At 37.8% G+C, this 24770-nt stretch carries 23 protein-coding genes, 1 tRNA gene and 1 rRNA gene; 14 read left to right on the top strand and 11 right to left on the bottom strand.

From position 1 onward, the window contains the following. The first annotated feature begins 41 nt into the window (after nucleotides 1–41). Complete coding sequence (locus WIW52_RS10685) at nucleotides 42–908, top strand: zinc-binding alcohol dehydrogenase family protein (protein ID WP_337710387.1); 867 nt, start codon at nucleotides 42–44, stop codon at nucleotides 906–908. On the opposite strand, the gene WIW52_RS10680 is transcribed toward WIW52_RS10685, so the two are convergent. Continuing rightward, the gene (locus tag WIW52_RS10680; RefSeq protein WP_337710386.1) at nucleotides 903–2102 is read right to left on the bottom strand and encodes an aminotransferase-like domain-containing protein; all 1200 of its coding nucleotides are present in this window, start codon (nucleotides 2100–2102) and stop codon (nucleotides 903–905) included. The two genes, WIW52_RS10685 and WIW52_RS10680, sit on opposite strands and share 6 nt — an antisense overlap. A 50-nt stretch (nucleotides 2103–2152) precedes the next feature. Between WIW52_RS10680 and WIW52_RS10675 the strand changes: the two genes are divergently transcribed. Further along, nucleotides 2153–2944: a nicotinamide mononucleotide deamidase-related protein gene (locus tag WIW52_RS10675; RefSeq protein ID WP_337710385.1), complete on the top strand. Its 792-nt coding sequence runs from the start codon at nucleotides 2153–2155 to the stop codon at nucleotides 2942–2944. On the opposite strand, the gene WIW52_RS10670 is transcribed toward WIW52_RS10675, so the two are convergent. Genes WIW52_RS10670 through WIW52_RS10655 form a run of 4 tightly spaced genes read right to left on the bottom strand, consistent with a single transcriptional unit; the run spans nucleotide 2918 to nucleotide 7412 of the window. Further along, on the bottom strand, nucleotides 2918–3700 hold the full coding sequence (locus tag WIW52_RS10670; RefSeq protein WP_337710384.1) for an alpha/beta fold hydrolase: 783 nt from the start codon (nucleotides 3698–3700) through the stop codon (nucleotides 2918–2920). The genes WIW52_RS10675 and WIW52_RS10670 overlap by 27 nt on opposite strands. Then, nucleotides 3697–5328, bottom strand: a complete 1632-nt coding sequence (gene pheT, locus WIW52_RS10665) for a phenylalanine--tRNA ligase subunit beta (RefSeq protein ID WP_337710383.1) — start codon at nucleotides 5326–5328, stop codon at nucleotides 3697–3699. The genes WIW52_RS10670 and pheT overlap by 4 nt, the downstream gene beginning before the upstream one ends. A 5-nt stretch (nucleotides 5329–5333) precedes the next feature. Continuing rightward, on the bottom strand, nucleotides 5334–6728 hold the full coding sequence (gene pheS, locus WIW52_RS10660) for a phenylalanine--tRNA ligase subunit alpha (RefSeq protein ID WP_337710382.1): 1395 nt from the start codon (nucleotides 6726–6728) through the stop codon (nucleotides 5334–5336). Then, complete coding sequence (locus WIW52_RS10655) at nucleotides 6729–7412, bottom strand: metal-dependent hydrolase (protein ID WP_337710381.1); 684 nt, start codon at nucleotides 7410–7412, stop codon at nucleotides 6729–6731. A 52-nt stretch (nucleotides 7413–7464) separates the two neighbouring features. On the opposite strand from WIW52_RS10655, the gene map reads away from it, so the two are divergent. From map to WIW52_RS10610, 9 genes are all read left to right on the top strand, one after another. Beyond that, nucleotides 7465–8358: a type II methionyl aminopeptidase gene (gene map / locus WIW52_RS10650; protein ID WP_337710380.1), complete on the top strand. Its 894-nt coding sequence runs from the start codon at nucleotides 7465–7467 to the stop codon at nucleotides 8356–8358. A 47-nt stretch (nucleotides 8359–8405) separates the two neighbouring features. After that, a complete protein-coding gene (locus WIW52_RS10645) occupies nucleotides 8406–9551 on the top strand; it encodes a DUF1512 domain-containing protein (protein WP_337710379.1) in 1146 nt (381 codons plus the stop codon). After that, nucleotides 9548–9742: a hypothetical protein gene (locus WIW52_RS10640; protein ID WP_156006149.1), complete on the top strand. Its 195-nt coding sequence runs from the start codon at nucleotides 9548–9550 to the stop codon at nucleotides 9740–9742. The genes WIW52_RS10645 and WIW52_RS10640 overlap by 4 nt, the downstream gene beginning before the upstream one ends. A gap of 53 nt (nucleotides 9743–9795) precedes the next feature. Next, nucleotides 9796–9914: ribosomal RNA gene (gene rrf / locus WIW52_RS10635) — 5S ribosomal RNA — on the top strand. A gap of 38 nt (nucleotides 9915–9952) precedes the next feature. Then, a complete protein-coding gene (locus WIW52_RS10630) occupies nucleotides 9953–11140 on the top strand; it encodes an HD domain-containing protein (protein WP_337710378.1) in 1188 nt (395 codons plus the stop codon). Then, nucleotides 11137–11841: a phosphoglycolate phosphatase gene (locus WIW52_RS10625; protein ID WP_337710377.1), complete on the top strand. Its 705-nt coding sequence runs from the start codon at nucleotides 11137–11139 to the stop codon at nucleotides 11839–11841. Before WIW52_RS10630 ends, WIW52_RS10625 begins: the two co-directional genes overlap by 4 nt. After that, nucleotides 11807–13522 carry a glutamate--tRNA ligase gene (locus WIW52_RS10620; RefSeq protein WP_337710376.1) on the top strand — a complete coding sequence of 572 codons (1716 nt, stop codon included), beginning with the start codon at nucleotides 11807–11809 and terminating at the stop codon, nucleotides 13520–13522. Before WIW52_RS10625 ends, WIW52_RS10620 begins: the two co-directional genes overlap by 35 nt. A 61-nt stretch (nucleotides 13523–13583) precedes the next feature. Then, nucleotides 13584–13964 carry a 50S ribosomal protein L7Ae gene (gene rpl7ae, locus WIW52_RS10615; RefSeq protein ID WP_337710375.1) on the top strand — a complete coding sequence of 127 codons (381 nt, stop codon included), beginning with the start codon at nucleotides 13584–13586 and terminating at the stop codon, nucleotides 13962–13964. An 11-nt stretch (nucleotides 13965–13975) separates the two neighbouring features. Further along, a complete protein-coding gene (locus tag WIW52_RS10610; protein ID WP_337710374.1) occupies nucleotides 13976–15205 on the top strand; it encodes a glycosyltransferase family 4 protein in 1230 nt (409 codons plus the stop codon). A gap of 7 nt (nucleotides 15206–15212) precedes the next feature. Here the strand turns inward: WIW52_RS10610 and WIW52_RS10605 are convergent. Beyond that, nucleotides 15213–15299, bottom strand: a tRNA-Arg gene (locus WIW52_RS10605). A gap of 41 nt (nucleotides 15300–15340) precedes the next feature. On the opposite strand from WIW52_RS10605, the gene WIW52_RS10600 reads away from it, so the two are divergent. Continuing rightward, nucleotides 15341–18001: a DNA-directed DNA polymerase I gene (locus WIW52_RS10600; protein ID WP_337710373.1), complete on the top strand. Its 2661-nt coding sequence runs from the start codon at nucleotides 15341–15343 to the stop codon at nucleotides 17999–18001. A gap of 38 nt (nucleotides 18002–18039) precedes the next feature. On the opposite strand, the gene WIW52_RS10595 is transcribed toward WIW52_RS10600, so the two are convergent. Genes WIW52_RS10595 through WIW52_RS10585 form a run of 3 tightly spaced genes read right to left on the bottom strand, consistent with a single transcriptional unit; the run spans nucleotide 18040 to nucleotide 19289 of the window. Further along, nucleotides 18040–18471, bottom strand: a complete 432-nt coding sequence (locus WIW52_RS10595) for a DUF2286 domain-containing protein (protein ID WP_337701423.1) — start codon at nucleotides 18469–18471, stop codon at nucleotides 18040–18042. Next, nucleotides 18471–18953: a protein-lysine N-methyltransferase gene (locus tag WIW52_RS10590; RefSeq protein WP_156006165.1), complete on the bottom strand. Its 483-nt coding sequence runs from the start codon at nucleotides 18951–18953 to the stop codon at nucleotides 18471–18473. Before WIW52_RS10590 ends, WIW52_RS10595 begins: the two co-directional genes overlap by 1 nt. A 24-nt stretch (nucleotides 18954–18977) precedes the next feature. After that, a complete protein-coding gene (locus WIW52_RS10585) occupies nucleotides 18978–19289 on the bottom strand; it encodes a hypothetical protein (RefSeq protein ID WP_337710372.1) in 312 nt (103 codons plus the stop codon). A gap of 35 nt (nucleotides 19290–19324) precedes the next feature. Between WIW52_RS10585 and pgsA the strand changes: the two genes are divergently transcribed. Beyond that, nucleotides 19325–19912, top strand: a complete 588-nt coding sequence (pgsA, locus tag WIW52_RS10580; protein ID WP_337710371.1) for an archaetidylinositol phosphate synthase — start codon at nucleotides 19325–19327, stop codon at nucleotides 19910–19912. Here pgsA and WIW52_RS10575 read toward each other — a convergent pair. Next, complete coding sequence (locus tag WIW52_RS10575; RefSeq protein ID WP_337710370.1) at nucleotides 19894–20805, bottom strand: DNA primase regulatory subunit PriL; 912 nt, start codon at nucleotides 20803–20805, stop codon at nucleotides 19894–19896. The genes pgsA and WIW52_RS10575 overlap by 19 nt on opposite strands. Nucleotides 20806–20870: 65 nt before the next feature. On the opposite strand from WIW52_RS10575, the gene metG reads away from it, so the two are divergent. Further along, nucleotides 20871–22607, top strand: a complete 1737-nt coding sequence (gene metG / locus WIW52_RS10570) for a methionine--tRNA ligase (protein ID WP_337710369.1) — start codon at nucleotides 20871–20873, stop codon at nucleotides 22605–22607. Here metG and WIW52_RS10565 read toward each other — a convergent pair. Continuing rightward, nucleotides 22599–24716 (bottom strand): V-type ATP synthase subunit I, encoded by a 2118-nt coding sequence (locus tag WIW52_RS10565; RefSeq protein WP_337710368.1) that lies wholly within the window; start codon nucleotides 24714–24716, stop codon nucleotides 22599–22601. The two genes, metG and WIW52_RS10565, sit on opposite strands and share 9 nt — an antisense overlap. Nucleotides 24717–24770 lie beyond the last annotated feature (54 nt).

Raw genomic sequence — 24770 nt, 5'->3', positions numbered from 1 at the left:
CAGTCGAAAATTTAATAAGTGAAATACATTATTTGTTACGAATGAAGGCAATAGTATTCGATTTAGGTATTACGGTGAAAGACGTTGTAGAAAGACCTATAAATAAGGATTATGTAATGGTATCACCTTCTCTAGTGCTACTAACGGGCATAGAGAATGCTATATACACGGGCTTTCTTTGGGTAGAACCGAGGAGAATTCTGGGTAGTACCGGCATAGTTAAAGTAAGAAATGCAGGGATTGAGGTCGATAAAAACATTGAGGGTAAAAAAGCCATAGTTCTCCCTTACTCTAAAAAGTATGGAGGTATCGGAACAGAAATAGACGGAATCTTAGCTGAAAACGCTGTAGTACCCAGCGATAGTTTAGTAATCTTGCCGAACGATTATGACGTTAAGTACATTCTATATCCATTTGTGAGTATTGGTTTACAACTGAGAAAGATAGTGAGAGGGTTTAACGTGTTAATAATAGGTGGTGGTCTCGTTTCATATATATCCGCATTAACGTTAGTAGGTTATGCAAATAGAATATATCTATATAACGACGAGGGATATAAAGTCAGACTATACGGGGTAGAGGAGGTTAAAGATGGTGGTAACTGGGATATAGTATTCGCTGGTAGTATGAGGAGCTGGATAAGAATACTTTTACAACTTGGTTCTAAGGAAGGCGATATCTTAGCCCTTCCGAGATTCCTTAACAGTTGGCCATCGATAATACCTACAAGGCTAAATGTGAAATTTATTGAACCAATAAAAATGGACGGGGTCTTCGACTATATCGAAGATGAGATAAGTGATAAATTGTTCAATGAGTTAGTAGTTTCATCTGATTCTCTTGAGGCTTCGATACCTACACCAAAACCTGGGGTTATACTCGACGTAGAAAAAATTTTCATGTCATAAATAAGAAGAAATAGTTTGTCCTAAGATCTTTATCCCTTGTTCTAATTCTTCTGGGCTTGGATAGCTGAAGTTTAGTCTCATGGTATTTCTTCCACTATAGTCATAATAAAAGCTAGAACCAGGTACGTAAGCAACTCCTCTTTTCATAGCATCATCGAGCATTTTAACCGTGTCTACCTTCTCAGGAAGCCATGTAAATACGAACATCCCTCCTACCGGTCTACTCCATCTAGCTGTCTTAGGGAAATACTTTTCTATAGCACTCAACATTACATCCCTTTTCTTACGATAAGTCTCCTTAATCTTGGGTATTTGTCTGTCTATAACTCCTCTCCTAATAGCTTCCATCGCTATCATTTGGGTGAAAGTAGGAGTGTGAAGATCCACATTCTGCTTATATAACTCCAACTCATGAGTAAACTCTTCAGACGCCACTATCCATCCCAGCCTTAATCCCGGTGCTAAGATTTTGCTGAAAGTGCCAGTGTAAATAACTCTACCCGATTTGTCTAAAGCTTTAATAGGTGCAGGACTTTCTCCTTCAAAGACTAAGAATCCGTAGGCATCATCTTCCACTACTAGGAAGTCGTATTTCTCAGCTATTTCTAACAACCTTTTTCTGTCCTCTAAACTCATCGTAGTTCCAGCAGGATTTTGGGCTGTTGGAATTACGTACATCAACTTTGGCTTCTTTCCGTTAGATATACTCTCCTTAACCTTCCTCTCCAGTTCGTCGATGTCAGGACCTTTCTCCGTAACCTTAACTCCTATGAAATTGGGCTTCCTTGCCCTTAGAATATTTAGTGCAGCTAAATAGGTTGGCATTTCTACGATTACCGTATCCCCTGGGTCAACGAGTAAATTAAAGATCATAAATAAAGCTTCTTGACTTCCTACGGTAACAAATATATTGTTCTCATTTATCCCAGTAATCCCCCTTCTCGCAGATAGGTTTACTAATTCCTTTCTGAAATCAACTATTCCGGAAGTAGTAGAATACTGTAGTGCTCTCTCAGGACTCTTCTTAAGTATATCTGATGTAATCTTTTCTATTTCTTCAGCGGGAAAGGTAGAAGGGTCTGGTAAACCACCGGCTAAGCTGATGACTCTTTTTCCTTCAGTTAATTTAAGCAGATCTCTTATTTCGGAGCTCCTTAGCATCTCAGTGTCTTTAGACAGGTAACGTTCAAACATTTAACAGTTCACGCACAAAATAATTAATCTTCGCCCTTTTATCTATTTTTGTGTATGAGTGTTACGCTGAAATTATAACCGTAGGAAATGAAATACTGAGTGGTAGAACTGTTAACACAAATGCCTCCCATATAGCTAGAAGATTGGTTTCAATAGGTTTTACTATAAGGAGAATAACGGTAGTTATGGACGAACTCGATGAAATAAAACAAGCCTTTATAGAATCGCTAAGTAGAAAACCTAAATTAATAGTTTCTACTGGGGGTCTAGGCCCTACTTATGATGATAAGACAAGTGAAGGCTTATCTCTTGCAATTAATAGACCACTTGAGCTAAACCAAAGAGCTCTTCAAATGTTAATTGAAAAGTACTCTAGATTAGGAATACAACTCACAGAAGAAAGGAGAAAAATGGCTTTGATGCCACAAGGTAGTATACCGGTCGAGAACGAAGCTGGGATAGCTCCGGGAATTTACATAAATTATCAAGGAATAGAAATACTCGCCACTCCAGGTGTTCCGAGAGAGATGGAAAACGTCTTGGAAAACTTTCTATCCCGTTACTTGAGTAACAGACCTAATAAGAAATATTATGAGGAAAACTTCATCATTAAAGGTGTGATGGAGTCAGCGTTAGCCCCGTACGTGAAACAATTAGTTAAGAAATACGATCTTTATATAAAGACGCATCACGAAGGAAAAGAACTCGATAATCCTCTACTGGAAGTCCAAATTGCCGGTAGTTCTGAGAACGAAGAAGAAATAAAGAAAAAAGTTAAAAATTGTAAGAAGGAGCTTATGGAAATAGGCAAACAATTAGGCGGAAGTATTCAAGAAGGCTAAGATTTCATTAGCAAGTTCTTCTGAGTATTCGAAGTTAAGGAAGTGACCATATCCCTGAAATACCTTACTTTTCAATTTTCGAATTTTTTGTTGGAATACTTGCAAGTTTTGTACTAGCTTATCCTCACTCCCGTACACAACTAAAGTATCTTCATCTATCTTTTCTAGGTCATTTGAGTAATCCTTAGCGTTAAGCAAACCTTCTACAGCGTATTTATAGCCCAGAGGAGTGTTTTCGCGATATACTTCAAGGAGGTCGTTCCATGCTCTAGGGTTCATATATAAAGTAGGTGAGAAGTCATTCGCCTTTCTCCTATATTCTGCTAAAGCTTCCATACCAAGAGAGAGCGCTATAGAAATCATCTTCTCATAAGGTTCTCTAGCTGGGGCTTTATATAATGCCCCTATCAAAACCAGCTTTTTGATGCTGTACTTTAATGCGTAATCTATGGCAATTAGAGTACCCAGTGAATGACCAATAATAATTGGGTCTTTGATATTTTCTACTTCAAGAAGTTCTCTCAAGTCAGATGAATGTTCTTCGATCGAGTAGGGAGAGGAGGGTATTGATGATCTACCATGTCCTCGTAAATCGTAAATTAACACATTGAATTTCGACGCTAGGATAGGATAAACATGTTTCCAACTTTTAACACTTCCTGCCAGATGGTGTATTAGGACTACAGTACTCGTCAAACCAGGTTGGGACTTCATTTCGTGGTATATCCTTACTCCGCTACTTAGTAGTGTTATCATTCGTTATCGCCACTGAGTTTATCTACGTATATTTCACTTATAACTATTGGATATTCGATCCCCAGTTTTTCTAAAACCTCTGGATGGACTTCTCCTATTATTCCTATAACCTCAGAGTTATCTCTGATTATTTCAGCAGTCCTACCCTTAATAAGGAGATAGTGTTCACTTTTTCTGTAGCTGAAGTTTATTTTCAAATTATAAAGGATCTGGTGAATTCTAGCTTGAAGCTCCTCAAAGCTAACCTTACTGTCCATTATTGCGTAAACTGCTCTGGTTGAGTTTTTATATCCCGTATCTGTATTTCCCCTAATTATGACGTCGCCTATTTCAAACACAAGTATAGGCATTCTTGAGTGCTGGTTTTGTTTCAAGAAATATAGTGTTGTAGGAATTAAGGAGTTTCTAATAACAGTATAGTCCACAGTTACTGGATTTAAGATTTTCACGTAATCACCCTGAATTTCTCTATCGTTAGTTAGAACGAAAGTAAATATCTCCGTGAAACCAGCCCCTACACTTAAGTCTCTCAATTTTCTGCTGATTAAAGTCTTTTCAGACGCATTCCCGATTTTCGAAAGTTTATATGTCGAAGGTTCAAGGTTCTGATATCCTATCATCATAGCTATATCTTCGACCAAGTCAATCTGTGAAATTATATCTACCCTATAAGGGGGGATAATAACTTCTATCTCATTTTTACTCATACTATCAGCGTCAAATCTGGCCATTCTTAAGTACTCTACTATCTGACTGGTTGGCAAGTTTACTCCTAATTTTTTATTTACATAATCCGAGTAGATTCTCATCGTCGTGTGCTTTAGCAGTGGAGACCAGAAGTCTTGTTGTGCACTTAAAACTTTTACTTGCTCTATCTTCCCGCCTATCTCAGCGAGGTTAGTAGTTAATAGGTCTAAGGTAGAGATCACGGCATCTAAAGACGTACCGGTCACATCTATGAAAAGATTTTTGGTAGTTAGCTCTATTCTAGTTTTTTCTGAATTTATAACGGGCGGTATGCTCAGTATGCTTCCGTCATCTTCCATTATCGCTGGAGTTTTCCCGTTCTTCACTGATATATTTCCATATTGTTTTCCTTGGTCTGTAGACTCTAAAACTTCTTTGACGGTTATTTCTTTATTCCCGTTAAGTGGTATAAATTTGTAATTTAGTGGGATCTCTTTATATACAATATTTTTAGACGTAATCTTATCTAAGTCGTGGATGCCTATTGCAACCTTTTTCCTCTTTCTTCCTATAGTTATATGAAGTTTTTCTTGAAATTGTATCAATTCCTTCAGTTTGTCCTCATCAAATTTTATTCCTCTTATTATTCCTGCTATTGCATAGGGTCTTGTATCAACGTTTTCCACGCTTAATGTATATTCGCTTTTCTTTACCTCATACTTGGCTTCTCCCAGTTCTAACTTCTTTAATCCCTTAATAGCTCTTATTATTCCAGAGGAGGTTAGAAGATCTGGCCTATCGTTATTAATCTCTATTTCGACATGATCTTGATCAACTGGTTTAACTTCGGACTTTAAGTTAAAAAGTAGCTCTTCTAGTTCGCTTTCCTTTATCTTCAGTTGATTAATTATATCCCATTTATAGACTACTATAGTTACCATGAGTCTCAACCCGTAAATGTTCTGAGAAACTCTATACTATTAGCATATAATAATCTAATATCTTTCAAGCCGAAAAGAAGCATTGCAAGTCTGTCTATTCCTATTCCCCATGCTCCTGCGTCACTATTTATTCCTACTGCCTGAAGAATCTCGGGTCTTAATAGTCCCGCTCCTGACATTTCTACCCAGCCAAGACCCTCAATCTTTCCGTAGACTTCCACACTTGGTTCGGTGAACGGGAAGTAAGCTGGCTTGAATTTAATTTCCTTTATCCCTATCTGGTAAAATATCTCCTTTAAAACGCCTAGCAGATCTCTAAATGTAAAACCATCCTCTATTACAAGACCGTCTAGCTGATGGAACTCAATTAAATGGGTCGCATCAATTGAGTCTGGTCTAAAGACTTTACCGATAGTGAAAGTCCTTATCGGTGGTTTAGGTTTAGAACTTAAAACTCTTGACGTTACTGCGGTGGTCTGGCTTCTTAGAACCAGTCTCAAGGCAACGTTTTCATCCCATTCGTATTTCCAGCCCTTCTTGTGCATTTCCTTAACTCTTTCAATTAACTCCTCGTCTCTAACTTCTCCCTTACCTTCGATCATAAAGCTATCATGTATTTCTCTTGCGGGGTGATCTTGCGCTTGGAACAGTAAGTCAAAATTATAAAATTCAAGTTCAACGTAATTTCCATTAACTTCAGTAAATCCGAGATCTATCATTACGTCCCTTAGTCTTTCCAAGAACTCCTTGAAAAAGTGTTTCTTAGCTAACGGATAGAAAGGTGGTTCCGCTTCAACGTTGTACTCCTTAATCGGGGATTTTTTCCATTCACCACTCCTCAGGATTTCAGGTGTAATATAAGTTATAGCTTTGGTAGTTTCCACTACGTCTTGTACTAGGGTTAATAGAAGAAACGTCTCTTGTTTAGCAGTTATTAGCTTCCTCGAAATTAACTGTTTTGAATTCTCATTGTCTATCTTAGAAGGGTCTCTCAATAGGTCAAGTTCTGGGGAATGATAGTCGTTAACAAGAGGGGTGATCGTGTCTTTATCTATTTTTATAAGGTTTTTCCTTCTCGCCCAACCTAAAGCGATTTCCAATTCCTCGCCTAAGACCTCTCTGAGCTCGCTTATTTTTTTATTTTGCCCGTTAAGGATCTTGATCAGCCTCTCTTCGGGCATTCCATTCTGAAGCCTTAGTTTACCCTCCTCTGTTAGCTCATATTTAGTTACTTTTTTCTCTTCAGTCCTTACGTATCCCTTTTCCTTTAATAGTTGGGCGAGGCTATAGATAGAGGAAATCGGGATTGATAAAGCTTTGCTAATCTCCTCGGCTGATGCAGTTTTGTCTGGTTTCGTCTTCAAATATTCAATTATTTTAATCTCGTTCTCGCTTAACATTTAGAGTTCCACGCTCTGTCCAGGCTGAAGTATTAATGCCTTGTAACCTCTTTTATTTACTTCTCTTACGAACTCATTAGGATCTATTTTGATTAAATCCCAAGTATTATAATGAATTGGTATTGCATATTTTCTAGGCTTTAACATCTCTACCGCTATAGCCGCTTGTTGAGGATCCATAGTGAACCTACCGCCAATAGGTAATAGAGTGTAATCAGGCTTAAACAACTCACCTATTAACCTCATATCTTCAAAGATCCCCGTGTCCCCAGCATGATATAATGTTATTCCGTCTCCGTTAATTATTACACCAGTGGGATCACTATGCTCACTAGAATGAACAGCTTTTGTCAACGCAAGTTTGATACCGTCGAAATCTACGTATCCTCCTACGTTAGCCGGTATGAATTTGTCCCAATCAATCTTGTACTCATTAGCTAGATAGGCTTCTAAATCGTAAGTGGCGAAGACCTTTGCTTTAGGGTTCATCTTAATCAGTTCAACTGTATCTCCTAAGTGGTCGTAATGGTCATGAGTTACTACAATTAGGTCTAGGTTATTCTCAAAATAGTTTAACTTTACGGGGGATAAGGGGTTATCTTTTATTAATGGGTCTATAATAATATGTTTACCGTTTATAAAAAGTTCGACAGCCGCATGACCTAACCAACGTAGTTGTGGCATAATAGAATATTTCTAAGCTAAAAATTAAAACTTCCTTTCTTTATATACCCTCATGAATGAAGAGGTTATAGAAATACTAAGAAAAGCTGGAAAAATTGCGGCTAAGGCGAGAGAAGAAGGGGCGAAGTTAATTAAGCCTGGGGTAAAGGTTATAGGCATTTGTGAAACCGTTGAGAAAATAATAATCGAGAGTGGAGCCTTTCCTGCGTTTCCATGCAATCTGTCTATAAATAATGAAGCTGCTCATTACAGTCCCGTGATCAACGACACTAAAGTGATCCCTGAAAATGCGGTTGTTAAATTAGATTTAGGTGCTCACATTGATGGTTACATAACGGACACTGCCGTAACAGTAGTCTTAGATCCTAAATATGAAAAATTAGCTGAGGCATCAAAGGAAGCCCTAGATAAGGCTGTAGAGACTATAAGGGCAGGAGTAGATATCGGAGAAATCGGAAAGGCGATTGAGAAGACTATTAAGAGCTACGGATATAAACCCATAGCGAACCTCGGCGGTCACTTGATTAGGCGTTATGAACTTCATGCAGGGATATTTATTCCAAACGTTTACGAGAGAGGAATGGGAAGGATAATCGAGGATAATACTTACGCTATCGAACCCTTCGCTACGGACGGCGGAGGAAAAGTGATAGAGGGAAAGGAGATTACGATTTTTGCAGTAAGGTCTACTGATGTTAAGGGGTTAACAGATGAGGAAAAAGACTTTCTCATGAAGATCTATGAAAAAGTAAATAAGAATCCCTTCAGCGAGCGTTGGTTTGCTAATCTGGGAGAGGCGGAATACGTAAAACAGATGATACGAACCCTCATGAGGAAAGGTGCCCTTAGAGGTTATCCTATCCTGTTGGAAGTTAAGAAGGGTTTTGTGTCACAGTTCGAACATACGGTCTTAGTTACTAAGGATGGAGTGGAAGTAATAACTTAATAAAAAATTATTATCTCTTGTGTTTATAGCATATATGTGGTGGAGGAATGTTAGGCGTAGTAGATATAATAGCCTTAGCTCAATCAGGTGCGGCTAATCAATTAAATGGTGCTTACTATTTCCTTGCATATATTGTATTCTTCGCTCTCATTGCTTTGATGTCGCTACCTGGTTTTCAACAGAGGATGTATATTTACTTTGCTTCTAGGGAAATAGAAAATGGTCTGGCTAAGATAGAGAAGTCTTTAAATACTGCTAAAAGTAAAACCAAACAATTATTAGAAAAACAAGGTGCACCGAATCCAGAAGAGCTAACTAAGAGATTTGCAGATATGTTTACTATAGACCCAGTTAGTGTAGAGCCTACGGATATAATTAGTAGGATGAGGCTACTAATTAGGACAAGTGAAGACAGGATTAAAGGTATAATAATGACTACATTACCTAATGTTGACCCAGTAACTAGAAGTAAGATAGAAGTTTCCGCTGAGATTATAAATGCATTAAATACCCTTCACAAGGTCATCAGACATTATCTCTTATTGGGTAAAAAACTGAACAGTTATTTCATTCTGTTGCAATTGCAGAGTGTAGTTCCAATTCTGGTAAAAATGGCTGAAGCCTATGAGAAGGCTCAAGATACATTTATCCAAGGTATTCCAGTAGGTGACTCTCTAGGTCCATTAGTTGCCTCTAGATTTCTAATGTCGATTCCAGAAAAATGGTCTCCAAGTAGAGAAGTGATAGCTGGGGAAACATTATTCGAAGGCAGAAAGCTTATAGTAGTTAAAGCTGAAGGTCCTATGGCTACAGTTGGAACTCCTGGTGAGGCGGTAGAGAAAATTGTAGAGAAAGAAAACGGAAAAGTAGCAAGAATAATAACAGTTGACGCAGCAGCAAAGTTAGAAGGGGAAACTACAGGTGATATTGCTGAAGGAACTGGAGTTGCTATGGGAGATCCGGGTCCAGAGAAGATTGCGATCGAAAGGGTTGCTGTAAAGTATAACATACCAATAGATGCTGTGATAGTAAAGATGAGTATGGAGGAGGCAATTACATCCATGCCTCAAGAAGTGTATGAAGCTGCCGACAAAGTTGTTGAATTAGTTAAGAAGCTGATACTAGAAAGAACTAAACCTGGCGATACTGTATTAATGATAGGAGTAGGAAATACAGTAGGTGTAGCTCAATGAGCCAAAGTCAACAGCAGCAAAAACCTATTGTAACTGTACTGAAATGTCTTAAATGCGGATATACTACTGAGAGGCCTTTCAGAGAAGGCGACTTTATTCCGAAGATTGAGGGGACTTGTCCCCAAGATGGTGCACCTCTTTTTATATGGGGTATATATGCTAAATCTAATCAACAGCAAAAGAACAAATAACCGCGTATTAAATCAGATACTTTTTTAACCTTTGAGAGATTACAATAGATTGCCCACCCGGCCATAGTGGGCGGGTAACACCCGGACTCATCTCGAACCCGGAAGTTAAGCCGCCCACGTCAGAAGGGCCGTGGGGTCCGCGAGGACCCGCAGCCCTTCTGAGCTGGGATGGGCATTCATTTTTAATACTTCTAGTTTAGTCATATATCAATGAAGAAAGTATTTGATGAGATTCACGGTTACATAACCTTAAATGATCTTGAAACAAAGATAATAGATTCTCCCATTTTTCAAAGGTTAAGAAGGATAAAACAAACCAGTTTGGCCTATCTTGTTTACCCTGGCGCGATGCATACTAGGTTTAGTCATTCCCTAGGCACTTTTTATCTTTCGCAGAAAGTAGGTGAAAAGCTTCAACAGAGCGGTATTATAACCTCAGAAGAACTTAATCTTATTCGCTTATCCTCCCTGCTTCACGATATAGGTCAGTTTCCTTTTAGTCACGCAATTGAACCGCTTTACCTTCAATCGAATCTCAGTAATAAAGTATTGAGGGACGAAATTATACGTAATGACGCGGAACTTAAAGAAATATTTGACGAGCATTCAGTTGATGTGGGGAAAATTCTCCAGATATATAATGGAGATAACTCTTTCTCGAGTATTATAGATAGTGATGTTGATGTAGACAGAATGGACTACTTAATAAGGGATTCTAGACATACCGGCGTTCAATTAGGAAACTTGGATCTGGAAAGGTTAATAGATACAATTAGTTACGGAGAAGATGGTAACATAATAGTCCTAGAAAAAGGGCTATATAGTCTAGAGAATTTATATATATCAAGACTACATATGTATCAGGCGGTGTATTATCATAAAACCATTTTAGGATACGAGATATATTTACGCCACATATTTAAACAAGTGGTAGAATCATGCTGTCCGGAATTGTTTAACACAAACTATATTAAGAAGAGTGTTAATGAAGGTTCCTTGGTATATTGGGACGACGAATGGGTTTTTTCTAAATTATATGAGGCTTTATCAGATTATAATACATCAGATAGTCTTAAGCTGCAGATAAAGAATTTCTTAAATAGAAATGGTCCAAAGGTCGTATTTGAAGAGGTTACTTTTGACAAGCTTACTACTTCCTTAGAGGAGCTGGTCAGCAAGTTAGAGAGATATGGAATCCCTAGAGATGCAATCTTCCCGTTTGAAGAAAAGATAAAAATTATCGATAAAAGTAAGATTAAGGTATTATCAAAGGGAAAATATAAATCTCTAAAAGATTTGTCTAGCACTCTGCTGAAATCAATACCAGAATATATAAATATTGGGAGAATTTACGTTGACTATAAATTTGTGAATAGGGCAAGAGATATATTGAGTTGAAGCTAATACTAGTCGATGTTGACGGGACTTTAACTATTGATAGAGATACTTATATTCTTGAATTAGACGCAATCAGAACTTTAAGAGAAGTCCAAAAACTTGGCTTTAAAGTAGGTATTGTAAGCGGAAATTCTTACCCAGTTTTGAGAGCACTATATACGTACTTAGGCTTTAATGGAGGAATAGTAGCGGAGAACGGGTGCGTAGTCTATTACGAAGGGCTCTATGAAGTTTGTGAGAAGATCGATAAAGGTCTAATTGCTGAGTTTGAGAAACTGTTCAGCGTAAGGGGTAGTTGGCAAAATCCCTTCAAATGTTGTGACTTAACATTCACCCCACCAAAATTAACAGAGGAAATGGTTAAGTGGGCTAGAGAAAAAGGATTATACATTAAAACTAGTGGTTACGCTATTCACATCTCGAAGTCTAAAAAAGGGAAAGGTGACGGAGTTAGGTTTCTCCTATCGTTATTAGGAGTAAGCAAAAATGACGTGATAGGCATAGGTGATTCAGACACTGACGTAGAGTTTTTAGAGGAAGTGGGATTTAAAGTAGTAGTAGGCAACGGTGAAGAGAAGGTAAAGAAATTGGGAAACTATATAACTAAGGAGAAAAGTGGAAAAGGAGTAGCAGAATTTGTAAACATGCTAATCACAAATAGAGGTGATGTACATGGAAGAAATAGAGGAGCTGATTTATAAATACGCTTTACAAAACGCTATTAAACATAACGGGAAAGCTAACGTAAATGCGGTTGTGAGTAAAATATTCTCGGATAGACCTGACTTAAGATCAAAGGCGAAGGAGATCGTAGACCTTACTAAGAAAGTCGTAGAAAAAGTAAACTCTATGAGCATTGAAGATCAAATGAAGGAACTTAAGGATAAATATCCAGATATGTTAGAAGAGAGGAAAAAGGAAGAGAGTGGTAAAAAAACATTACCTGCTATATCCGTTAAGGGATCTCTCATTACACGTTTTGCCCCTAATCCTGATGGTCCGTTGCATTTAGGGAATGCGAGAGCAGCAATTATCTCTTACGAATATGCCTCAATGTATAAAGGAAAATTCATCCTGAGATTTGATGACACAGATCCTAAAGTTAAGAAACCGATTAAGGAAGCTTACGATTGGATAAGAGAAGACTTAAAATGGTTGGGGATAAAGTGGGACTTAGAAGTTAGGGCTTCAGCACGTTTGTGGCTCTACTATAAACACGCAAAGGTGCTCATTGAAAAAGGTTATGCATATGTAGATACTTGCAGCGAAGAGGAATTCAAGGAGAAAAGAGATAAAGGGATACCTTGCCCTAATAGGAATAAGGAACCCTCTTTTAATCTCGACCTATTCGAAAAAATGTTGAATGGGGGATTTAAAGAAGGAGAGGCTGTACTTAGATTAAAGACTGATCTGAATCTTCCAGATCCGTCACAACGGGATTGGGTTTTACTGAGAATTATAGATGTAAAGGCTAATCCGCATCCTTTAGAGGGCGACGAGTATTGGGTATGGCCTACTTACAATTTCGCGAGTGCTATCGATGATCATGACTTAACAGTCACACACATATTCAGGGGGAAAGAACATGCAGTGAATGCGGAGAAACAGAAGTGGATATATAGTTACATGGGATGGTCTTATCCAGAAGTCCATGAGTTTGGTAGGCTTAAACTGGAAGGTTTTATGATGAGCAAATCCAAGATCAGAACAGCCCTTGACAGAGGAGCCGGTATTGACGATCCGAGACTTCCTACATTAGCAGGGTTGAGAAGAAGAGGTATTCTTCCCGATACTATCAGAGAGATCATAATCACTGTTGGTCTTAAAGTGTCCGATGCGACAATTAGTTTTGACAATATTGCTTCTGTAAATAGAAAAAAACTTGACCAGATTGCTAAGAGGCTAATGTTCGTTCCGAATCCAAGGGAGTACGTAATTGATATACCAGAGGAGATAATTGCGAGAATTCCTTATCACCCTTCAAATCCATCAAATTATCGTGAGATTATGGTGAAACCAGGTTCCTCTATATTTATTGACAAAAACGATGCAAAAGAGAAAGTCCTTAGATTAATGGAGTTGTGTAATGTGACGATTGAAGGAGGAAAGTTAATCTACCATAGTAGAGGACTCGAGGAAGCAAGAAAAATTAACGCTAAAATCGTTCAGTGGGTAAAGAAAGACGAAGCCGTACCGGTAATAGTATATGTTGCAGACCCTAACGCAGGAGTTAGTGAAATCCACGGCGTAGGTGAGAAGGAGATTGGTAATTTAAAAGAGGACGATATAGTCCAGTTCGTGAGATTCGGATTTGTGAGAATTGATAAAAAGGAAGTAAAGAATAACAATGTGGTTATTCATGCTATATTTTCACATGAGTAAGTTTTTTAATCTCCCAGAAGTGATATGTTATTGCGTGACGAGCTAGGAGGAGGATGAACGCATGTCTAAGCCGTCTTATGTAAAATTTGAAGTTCCACAAGATTTAGCCGATAAGGTATTAGAAGCTGTTAAGAAGGCTAGAGAGACTGGAAAGGTAAAGAAAGGTACTAACGAGACAACTAAAGCTGTCGAAAGAGGTCAGGCAAAACTTGTGGTAATAGCTGAAGACGTACAGCCAGAAGAAATAGTAGCACACTTACCACTTTTGTGCGAGGAAAAGAAGATACCGTATGTCTACGTTCCCTCAAAGAAAGCTCTAGGTGAGGCTTGTAACCTTCAAGTAGCTGCCGCTTCAGCTGCTATAATAGACCCAGGCGAAGCAAAGGAACTAGTTGATGAGATAATAAAGAGAGTAGAAGGATTAAAAGGACAAGCAAGTTAAAATTTTTTACAATGAACATTTTTGTTATAGGGAATATATTTAATACTTCTGGAGTTTATACGCACATTAAGAACGTGACTGAAGAACTTGTTAAATTAGGTCATTCGGTAACTCTCTACACTCCCTCTTTTCTCGTAGATTCTTCAAGAAAGAAGGTCGTAGAAGAGTTAAAAGGAGTTGAGATTCACCCCTTAGTTTACTCCTATTTAGAGAACGGAGTTACTACTCAAATTCGCACTTTTCGGTATTTTATTAATTCTCATATGGTATATTTCAATTGGGGTAATTTAGGCTTTGACAAAAAAATACTAGACGAACTACCTAGTAAAGTAGATATAGTCTATGATATGCATGAAGATGCGGTTACGCTAAGACTTTCGTATCATATTGCCAAGAAGTTGGGTAAGCCGTTAGTTAAGTTATTACATGACGAACCTTTTAGGAATTCCTTCGGAAGAGGGTATAGGCACTTCCTCGGCCTCAAAGGATGGGTATATGACAGTATGATGTATTTCTTTTATAAGGCTGATAAATGGGCTTTTTTAAGGGCAATGAGAGATGGAGTTTTGAGGGGGATCGCAAGTGTGTCTCCTTCAGCATTTTACTATTCAGGCTTAGATAAGGTCTCTGGAAAATACGGAGTAAAGACAAAAGTATACAAACCTGGGAATGCATTCGATAAAGATACTCTCTTTAAATACAGAAAGACCAGAAACAAAAGCGATTTCGCAGTGTTTTTTGCAAGACTTGTTCCTCAAAAAGGTCTTTATGAATTACCTAAGATAGCTCGTGAACTAAGTACTAAACTCGTTGTGTGTGGAAAGCTATATAACGAAAGTGATAAGAAGTTTCTTGAAGTTAAAGGTATTGAGTATAAGGGCTATTTACCCTACGATGAGCTATATAGGACTGTGGCTAATGCTAAAGTGCTCATCTACCCCTCCCATCAGGACGGTTTTTCACTTGTAGTTCTTGACGCTCTGGCTTTAGGAACTACAGTAGTCGCTTATGATATTCCCGCGATAAGATTTGTTTATGGAGGATTGAAGCCAGTTAAGATTGTAAAGGAGTACGACGTTAAAGGAATGGCTGCAGTTGCTAACAAGGTTAAGGAAATGAACGAACAAGATTACGAGGATGAACACAATGACGAGAAGGTAAGGCAATTTCTCGACCTTCATTCAAAGTGGGAGAATGTTGCTAAGGAGACTGAGATTTTTCTTTCAAGTTTTGTTAAATGAGGTATAGCGGACCCGCCGGGATTTGAACCCGGGACCGCCGGCTTTCCTCATATCTCCGAAGGCCGGCGCTCTATCCTGGCTGAGCTACGGGTCCTCCAAACTTATAACGTATTCCACACAATAATAAATTTGTATATGGCTAAACAAGTAACGCTTTTTGATTTTACCGTCAACAATAAGAAGGAAGACGAGAAAAATCCTAGAGAGGAACCTAAGAAAGAAGAACAAATATCCTATACACAGCCTAGAAAAGAATCCTTAAAAAAGAGGGGGTCATGGTTATCTGAAGCGGAAGAGGGTAAAACCTATTTCTTACTTCAGGTGGATTATGACGGCAAAAAGGGGAAAGCTGTTTGTAAACTTTACGATAAGATCACGGGTAAGATTTACACTTTATATGATAACACTAATCACAAGCCTTATTTTCTGACCGATATTGAACCAGATAAGGTTAGTAAGATCCCTAAGATAGTCAGGGATCCTTCCTTTGACCACATAGAGTTAGTTCAGAAGATAGATCCTTATACGGGTAAATACATTAAGCTCACTAAGGTTGTAACCAAGGATCCTCTAGCGGTAAGGAGGATGAGGAATTCAGTGCCTAAGGCTTTTGAGGCACATATTAAGTACTTCAATAATTACGTTTATGACTTAGGTCTGATACCTGGCTTGCCTTACGTAGTGAGAAAAGGTAAATTAGAACCGCTTAAGCCCGAGCTGAAAGGAGAAGAGGTTGAGGAGATAAAGAAAGCATTTGCTGACTCAGATGAAATGACAAAGAGGACTGTAGAGGAGTGGATACCAATATTTGAAAGCGAGGTACCAGACGTAAAGCGAGTTGCATTAGATATAGAGGTTTATACACCTTCTAAAGGTAGAATACCTTCTCCAGAGAGAGCCGAGTTTCCGATTATAAGCATCGGGCTTGCTGGGAACGATGGCTTGAAGAAGGTACTCGTCTTAATGAGGCATGATGTAAATACTGAAATTACTGCTAAGGATTTTAGCGTCGAAACTTTCCAGACAGAGAAGGAGTTATTGGCAAGGTTTTTTGAGATAGTCGCTGAGTATCCGTTAATTCTAACTTTTAACGGCGACGAATTCGATATTCCCTACATATATTATAGGGCTTTAAGGCTTAATTTTAAGGAAGATGAGATACCTTTCGATATCGTTAATGACGAAGGAAAATTCCTACCAGGGTTGCATATCGATCTCTACAAGTTCTTCTTTAACAAAGCCGTAAGAAATTATGCATTTGAAGGTAAATATAGTGAGTATAACTTAGATGCAGTTGCAAGTGCTTTACTCGGTATGTCTAAGGTTAAACTTGACACATTTATCAGCTTTCTCGACCTGAGCAAGCTGGTTGAGTATAACTTCAGAGACGCGGAAATTACGTTAAAGTTGACTACATATAGCAATAATCTAGTTTGGAAATTAATAATATTGCTTGCTAGAATATCTAAACTAGGTTTAGAAGAACTGACGAGAACTGAAGTATCTACGTGGGTAAAGAACTTATACTATTGGGAACATAGGCAATTAAATTGGCTTATACCATTAAAGGAGGATATACTTGCTAGATCTAACGAAATTAAGACCGCAGCTACAATTAAAGGTAAAAGATACAAGGGTGCAGTAGTAATCGATCCACCTGCTGGCGTTTATTTCAATGTTGTAGTTCTTGATTTTGCTTCACTGTATCCTTCAATAATCAGAAACTGGAACATAAGTTATGAAACGGTAGACAACATGGATTGTAAGAAAAAAGAATGGATAGTAGATGAACAAGGGCAAAAGCTACACTTTGTTTGCATGGATCGTCCGGGTATAACTGCAGTTATAACTGGATTACTTAGGGACTTCAGAGTTAAAATTTATAAGAAGAAGGCTAAACAGAAGGACATTTCAGAGGAGCAAAGGTCACTTTATGATGTAGTTCAAAGAGCTATGAAAGTATTCATCAACGCTACTTATGGAGTCTTCGGTGCAGAAACGTTCCCTCTATACGCACCTGCAGTAGCAGAAAGCGTCACCGCCATAGGTAGATATGTTATAACTACGACCTCACAAACTACAAGGTCTATGGGTTTACAAGTGTTATATGGTGATACAGACTCTTTATTCATATATAACCCTCCTAAGGATAAACTAGAAGAGATAATTAAATTCGTAAAAGAAAAGTTTGGTCTAGACTTAGAAGTCGATAAAGTTTATAAGTTTGTAGCGTTCTCGGGACTTAAGAAGAATTATCTTGGCGTGTACCCAGATGGTAAGACCGACATTAAGGGAATGTTAGCAAAGAAACGTAACACACCGGAGTTTATTAAGAAAGAGTTCAGTGAAGTCAAGACACTAATAGCATCTATGAGTTCCCCAGATGATATACCTAAAATTAAGGTAGCACTAGAAAACAAGATAAGAGATATATACAACAAGTTGAAAAATAAAGGTTATAATCTCGACGAGCTAGCATTTAGGATTATGCTTTCAAAACCTTTAGATGCATATAAGAAGAACACCCCACAACACGTAAAAGCTGCATTGCAGTTAGCTGCCTACGGCGTAATGGTGCTTCCTAGAGATGTAATATTGTTTGTGAAGGTAAAGAACAAAGATGGAGTAAAGCCAGTACAGCTAGCGAAGCTAAGTGAAATTGATGTGGATAAATATGTTGATGCGTTAAGAAGCACGTTTGAACAAATACTAAGAGCATTCAATATTAGCTGGGATGAGATTGTATCTACTATAACCATAGATTCGTTCTTCGCCAATAATAAGTATACAAAATAACTTTTTACTCCTAGACAAAAATCACACAAACAAACAATTTACTCTTCTTCTTCCTCTTCTTCTTCAGTAGTCATTGGTTTCTGTGAAGTAGCCTGAATAGCATAGTCAGTTAATTCCTTTTCTACGTTCTCATCGATATAGGGAGACACCACGTAAACCTTCATATCACGATAATCTGAGTCCATCCATCTGTTATCAAAACTTATTATATATACTGGTATTTCTGCTATAGCTTCAGTCTTTGTCCTAGATTTTAAATAGCCCTTAATTATTTCGTAAACGTTGGGTTTTAGGGGCAGGGGTATTTTAACCTCGTACATGTCCCTCATTATTGTGAAGTCTGAGGAGGTCTCATTCCATTCCTTTAAGGCACTAGAAGCTATCTCCCTTAATACCTTGTCAAACTCTCCCTCGACTATATCCTTTTTAGTTATATTTCCGTCCTCACTTCTTAATATTAAAACCTTCATTAAGTTTCACCAATTACGTAAAGATAAACAAGGTGTGTCATATTTCCGTCCTCAACTTTTACGACTTCTTTAGGCTTCCATCCTCTCATTTCGAACTCGTGAGATACTATCCTTGTTCCAGGTTTCAGCTCTTTCTGGAGCTTAGGCATTAACATTTCGTTTACATTTGTTAGCAAGAACATAGTTACGACTGTTGCTTCTGAAATATCTACCTCAAAGAAGTTTCCTTTTACAACATGGGCTATTCCCTCTACTCCATTTCTCTTTATATTCTCGATTGCTTCTTTTATTCTTTCATCGTTTATTTCTACTCCGACAGCTTTTTTAACATGGAACTCCTTAGCAGCTGTTACTATTATTCTGCCATCACCGCATCCTAAGTCATACACTATGTCCTCTGGGCCAGCCTTTGCTATTTCCAGCATCTTTCTTACTACCTTCTCTGGTGTGGGTACATATGGCACATGTGGAACGTAACTCACGTTTCTCACTTATACTAAAACTATTCAGGTAATATTTTTAATTTTGTTAAGAGCTTCTTCCTTCCCCTTCTCGGGATCAGGCTGTAATTTCTGGTTAAATGGTATTTGGGTTAGAACTGGTACTATTTTTCCGTCTTCTGTTTGTATCAGTAATTGTGGTAGGAATGGCATTCCAAAGTCGTCCTTCTCGCCGTAATCTGTTAGGAAGCTGTAGTCCTCTATTTTTATCTCCTTTTCTATGTTTAACTCCTTACTCAAATCTTCAGTAACTTTTAAAAATGCTTTATGCGAAGGATGAGATTCGGATGTTACCAAGATCAGTTTTTTAGCTTTCATAGTCCCATTAAAAGTTCGGTAAGTAGTTAATAACGGTGTTGGTTGTGATAACCAGAGTAAGGAATCAATCTAAGAAGATTCTTCAACCTATTGCTAAAGCTTTGAGCAAAATGGGTCTCACTGCAAATACTGTAACTCTACTGGGTCTAGTCTTGTCCTTTGTGTACTTACTAATTATGTATATATTCAAAAATCCACTTCTGGGGGTTTTACTTATAGCAATATCAGCTTTTATGGATGCACTTGATGGTGAAATAGCGAGGTTGGCTAATGCTGCGGGAGTAAAAGGCAGCTTCATTGATAGTAGCTTGGACAGAATTGAGGATGTTAATTACCTCCTAGGTTTAGTGATCCTTGGTTTTTCGTCATTCCTGACATCTCTCCTTATAGGGCTGTCATTAGTTATCCCCTATCTTAGAGCTAAGGGAGAATCTTTAGGCTTAACCAAGATCGAAGGTAGGGGTATAATAGAAAGAGGGGAAAGGATTATATTTACGATAATCGTCCTATTCGTATCTTTCTTTTCGTTTAAAGTAGCTTCGTTCATTCTAGCAATTTTCTGTCTTTTATCCGCAGTAACAGTAGTGCAAAGATTCTATTACGTCTACAGAAGCTTACCATAATACAATTGTAATGGGTTTTTGACTCCGCAATCATTTACACACAAACCCAACTCTTTTAGCCTTTCACAAGAGTAAACTATAACTCTAGCCTTCTTAGTTTCCTTCACTATCTCCTCTGGGGCTAAGTCTCTGGTATCAGCTCCTATGTCGATAATATATGTCAAGAGTATCTTCTTTTCCTCTTGAGTAAGACTTTCTTTTTTCTTCATTAACTCCATAATGCAGGGTGGAGTTTTTCTTCCTTTAATTTCATCAGCTAATTTCTTTATTTCTTCTGGAATGTCAGTAAGTTGGATCTGTTTAATTATATTCATTATCCTCTCTCTGATTTTGTCAGTTATTAGGTCGACTAGTTCATTCTTGTCTAAATATACATTACCCTTTTGTAAGACGTGTTTACGTAATGAGAATTTTTCGTCTCTTTTCCTTAACTCTTTCGAATATTTTAAGTACTCAACAAAATTAATAGCAAAAGGGAGTCTTATTGACCTTATTTTTTTACTCTGATACTCACGTAATTCTATTTCATCAGTGTTAACATTAATTCCTAATATTTTTGCTATTTCAACTACTACGTCTGGTTTTTCCATCATTAATTGCGATTTAAAAACATTTACCTCATTCTCAACGAACTTCTCTGCAAGGATTTTACTTCCTAACGCGGACAAAATAAGTAAGGATAAATAAAAGGTTAAGACCGTGTCGCCATGGAGCTGTGAGTATGGTACATTAAATTTTTCTTTCATAACGTTCTCTATTCTACTCCTTGCTTCATCAAGTTTTTCTTTACTAGTAATTAATAAGTCTTTTATAGTTATTGAACTACCGTACTTTTTGAGTTCATCTTCGAGGCTTTTGAGGAAAGGGTATTTAGAGTAGTCTATTAGTGCCAATTCAAAACTCATCTGATTAAGAAATTTTATAAACTTATATTCCACGCGTGAGCAAAGTGTGATATATGAAAATATTCGTAGCTTCAGCTTGGCCCTATGTTAATTCGGTTCCACATTTAGGCAATTTAATAGGTTCGATTTTGTCAGCTGACGTCTTTGCTAGATACGCTAGAATGAAGTACGGTAAGGAAAACGTAGTGTTGGTGAGCGGAAGCGACGAACATGGGACTCCGATAGAAATTGAGGCTAAGAAAAGGGGAGTTCACCCGAAATTACTAACTGATCAAGCCCATGAATACGATAAAAAATTATTTCTGGAAACGTGGAAGATAACATTTAACAATTACACTAGGACAGAATCTGAAGTTCATAAGGAATTCGTTAGAAGTTTCCTGTTGAATCTGAGAAAGTACATAAAAGTGGAGGAAGACGAGATACCTTATTGTGAACATGATAAGCTCTTCTTACCGGATAGATTTATCAAGGGAACTTGTCCTTACTGTGGATTTGAAGATGCTAGAGGTGACCAATGTGATAATTGTGGTAGGCTATTAACTCCTAAGCTACTGATTAACCCGAAATGTGCCTTATGTGGTAGTAAACCCGTCCTTAAACTGACTAAACACTGGTTCTTTGATTTATCTGAGTTTAACGATAAGATAAGGGATTGGATATCTTCATCTCTTTACATGCCAGACAACGTTAAATCAGTAGCTTTAGGTTGGGTTAAAGAGGGGTTAAAGCCAAGGAGTATTACCAGAGATAATGCTTGGGGTATTCCCGCTCCGTATGAAGGAGCTGAGAACAAAACTGTGTATGTATGGTTTGAGGCTTTGTTAGGTTATATATCTGCTACTATTGAATATTTCAGGAAAGAAGGCAATGAAGAGAAATGGAAGGAATTCTGGTTCGGAAATGATGTCAAGAGCTACTACTTTATAGGTAAAGATAATATTCCCTTTCATGCGGTTATATTACCTGCAATGCTGATGGCTTCTGGGGAAGGTTACGTTCTTCCTACAGTAATTGCCTCTACCGAGTATTTACTTTACGAGGGACAGAAGTTCAGTAAAAGTAGGAAGATAGGAATATGGATCGATGAAGCCAAGGAGTTAATGGATATCGAATATTGGAGGTTCGTTTTAATAAGACTTAGACCAGAAGAAAGAGATACTAATTTCACTTGGAGAGAAGCGGTAAGAATTGTGAACACCGAGCTCAACGACGATATAGGAAATTATGCTAACAGAGTTTTGTCTATGGTCAAGAGGTACTTCGGAGGAGAGGTACCTACTCCCGACGAGAGCGTTTATAATGATGAGGATAGAAAGTTTGTCAGTGAAATAAAAGAAGCACCCAAAAAAATGGGAGAGATGATGGAGTTAGGTAAACTAAAGGCTGGTACTGAAGAACTGTTAAAACTCGCTAGAGACGGAAATTCTTACCTAAACTTAAGGGCTCCATGGAATTTAATTAAAACAGACAAGCAGCAAGCGGCAAACGTGTTATATATAGCTACAAATTCGCTGAGGACTATTGCCATTATGATATACCCATTGATGCCCGATCACGCATCTAAACTGTACTCACAAATAGGGTTATCAGGAATTGAGAACGAGAAGTGGGATAACGCTGGAGACTTTACCATCAAACCCGGACATAAAATAGGGAATATAGAGCCATTGTTTAAAAAATTAGACTTACCTATAGAGGACGAATTCAAGCTTCATGAAGAAATTCATAGAAAATTAGAAGAAATAAGAAAGAAAGTAGAAAAAAATAGACCTGAATTATTAAGATAAAATTTCTACGTAAGTTACTTGCGGTTCGAACTTTCTTCCTTTTCCTTCATAGAACTTGCTAAACATTTCGTAGAAGTGAAGCCTCATGTCTTGTATAAAAACTATTAAACCTTCTAATGCTATCGCCAGTAAGTTTCCGATTATTATAATCACCAACGCTATGGGGTTTGTTATTAACGCGATAACCGTCGATGGTTGTCCAGCTGCTAGATACCCCATATAAGAGAATGCATAGAGTATGTAATAGTGGGCTACGGCAAATACTAACACTCGTATGAAGGAAATAGTGTTAGACAGTAACAGAATGCCGGCTTCAAATCCTCCTTCTATGAAACCGAAGACTATAGCTCCTACAGCAGACATCTTCTCATGTTTACGTAGAATTATAACTTTTCCAGCCCAGTTATAAATTAACGCTAGTTCTACCCAGATCACCAATATATCGGCAAGAGTTTGTGTAGATCCAGCTGCTGGTGAACCGGTCTTAAACAAGAAATAACCAATTCCTCCGAGCAAAGTTTCAACTTGTCCTATATAATTCGATAAGTTCGTAAGACCGTAGGTAAATATTATAAATGGTACTGTGTAGATTAATAAGATAGGCAATCTATCTAGCACTAAGAACTCAGGATCTTTCTTCTTTATTGCATTGATTACTCCTAGTAAGGAGCTCACGAACAAGAGTATGGAACCTAACAATAAGGACAGTATTATTGAGTTAACTATACCTTGTTCAGCTCCACCAGTAGGTAATATGTATTCTATCTGTTCGTAAACGGACTGAGGAACTGGCCATATGTTATAAAGTGGACCATTTGAATACGTCGAATTATTTAATAACTCACTGAGGCCTCCTACGGCCAACGGACCGAAGAATTCTCGAGCCAAAATCCCAGTGATCATTGCGATTATGCTGCCGTAGATTAAAACTAAAGAGAGTTGTTTAATGTTATTACTCCCCTTCTTTTTACCGTAGTTGTAGAACCACAGCGAGAAAATGAAAATAACTAGAGCGTTACCGAAATCTGGGAACATGAGACCAAAGAGGAACGGGAAGGTAATTATTAAGAATACTGTAGGAGATATTTCCCAGTAGGATGGAACACCATAAAGTTCGATTACCGATTCTAAAGGTTTAATGGATTTGGGAAGTTCAACATAAGTAGGTGGAGTCTCTCCTTCATTTTCTGCATATTTCTTAGGGTATTCATATGTGATAAACGCTAAGCCTCCTAGTTCGTCCAAGAGGTTCTTAAGTTTCTTTTCGCGGAGGAAACCTTCTATTTGTACGTAGTATTCTGACACTCTAGCCTTGGAGAGAATTGTCATCGCATCTCTTACGGTTAGTAGCCTACCATAGGTCTCTGCTATCCATTCTCTGTCTTGTTCTACCTTACTAATTAGTTCCTTCCTCCTTTCTCCAAGAATAGACTGAAGGTACTTAATTTTTTCCTGAACATTATTGTAAGCCTCTTGAGGTGAAATCATGTCTGGAGTCTCGAATCTTCTGACACCTATTTCCTTTAATTTAGTCTCTAAGTTTATCCCCTTCGGTCCAGTTATAATACAGGCGTTTTTATTCTCTGCGAAAGGATTACAATATACTGCAATTCTCTCGGTTTTCTCTAAGTTGTTTCTCTGCTCGTTAGATAATATAACGAGTACTACTTCAAAATATTCAGTTTTGTATAGTAGATCTAGACTTATTCCTATGTCCTTGAAGGGCTCTATTTCACTTAACTGAGTATTAAGGGATTCTAACTCAGCCCTGAGTTTCCCTATTTCTTCCAGTAATTCCTTGTATTTCTCTTCAATTTTGGAATATTCTTTGTTCACCTCGGTCGCGGTCTCAAACCAGTCGGAGACCTTTAATTTACCCTTAGGTTCTATTTCAATTCCTCCAAGTTCCATTATTATCTTTATTTTGTTGATATTTTCACTGGTTTCTCCTAGATTCCTCCTAGCCTCCTCATATTTATATTGGGATATTGGTGCTTTAGGGTCGTCAACTTCAAATGCATTTAAATTCAGTAACTTAGTTACCACATTATTAACGTTTCGTTTGTCTGTAAGTATTTCAACCCTAACCATCGTCTCAGGCAGAATCACAGTGATTCACTATGATAAATCAGGTATGTCTTAAAAATATTTAATCTCCTTTTA

It is taken from the genome of Stygiolobus sp. RP850M (assembly GCF_037389295.1).
Taxonomy (GTDB): domain Archaea; phylum Thermoproteota; class Thermoprotei_A; order Sulfolobales; family Sulfolobaceae; genus Stygiolobus.
This window is presented reverse-complemented; position numbering and strand designations above follow the sequence as displayed.

Coding starts and splice junctions, on each gene's coding strand:
- WIW52_RS10685 (WP_337710387.1), top strand. CDS start 42: ATGAAGGCAATAGTATTCGATTTAGGTATTACGGTGAAAGACGTTGTA.
- pheS (WP_337710382.1), bottom strand. CDS start 6,728: ATGTTAAGCGAGAACGAGATTAAAATAATTGAATATTTGAAGACGAAA.
- rpl7ae (WP_337710375.1), top strand. CDS start 13,584: ATGTCTAAGCCGTCTTATGTAAAATTTGAAGTTCCACAAGATTTAGCC.
- WIW52_RS10620 (WP_337710376.1), top strand. CDS start 11,807: ATGTACATGGAAGAAATAGAGGAGCTGATTTATAAATACGCTTTACAA.
- map (WP_337710380.1), top strand. CDS start 7,465: ATGAATGAAGAGGTTATAGAAATACTAAGAAAAGCTGGAAAAATTGCG.
- pheT (WP_337710383.1), bottom strand. CDS start 5,328: ATGGTAACTATAGTAGTCTATAAATGGGATATAATTAATCAACTGAAG.
- WIW52_RS10645 (WP_337710379.1), top strand. CDS start 8,406: ATGTTAGGCGTAGTAGATATAATAGCCTTAGCTCAATCAGGTGCGGCT.
- WIW52_RS10595 (WP_337701423.1), bottom strand. CDS start 18,471: ATGAAGGTTTTAATATTAAGAAGTGAGGACGGAAATATAACTAAAAAG.
- metG (WP_337710369.1), top strand. CDS start 20,871: ATGAAAATATTCGTAGCTTCAGCTTGGCCCTATGTTAATTCGGTTCCA.
- WIW52_RS10585 (WP_337710372.1), bottom strand. CDS start 19,289: ATGAAAGCTAAAAAACTGATCTTGGTAACATCCGAATCTCATCCTTCG.
- WIW52_RS10610 (WP_337710374.1), top strand. CDS start 13,976: ATGAACATTTTTGTTATAGGGAATATATTTAATACTTCTGGAGTTTAT.
- WIW52_RS10640 (WP_156006149.1), top strand. CDS start 9,548: ATGAGCCAAAGTCAACAGCAGCAAAAACCTATTGTAACTGTACTGAAA.
- WIW52_RS10630 (WP_337710378.1), top strand. CDS start 9,953: ATGAAGAAAGTATTTGATGAGATTCACGGTTACATAACCTTAAATGAT.
- WIW52_RS10655 (WP_337710381.1), bottom strand. CDS start 7,412: ATGCCACAACTACGTTGGTTAGGTCATGCGGCTGTCGAACTTTTTATA.
- WIW52_RS10670 (WP_337710384.1), bottom strand. CDS start 3,700: ATGATAACACTACTAAGTAGCGGAGTAAGGATATACCACGAAATGAAG.
- WIW52_RS10600 (WP_337710373.1), top strand. CDS start 15,341: ATGGCTAAACAAGTAACGCTTTTTGATTTTACCGTCAACAATAAGAAG.
- WIW52_RS10680 (WP_337710386.1), bottom strand. CDS start 2,102: ATGTTTGAACGTTACCTGTCTAAAGACACTGAGATGCTAAGGAGCTCC.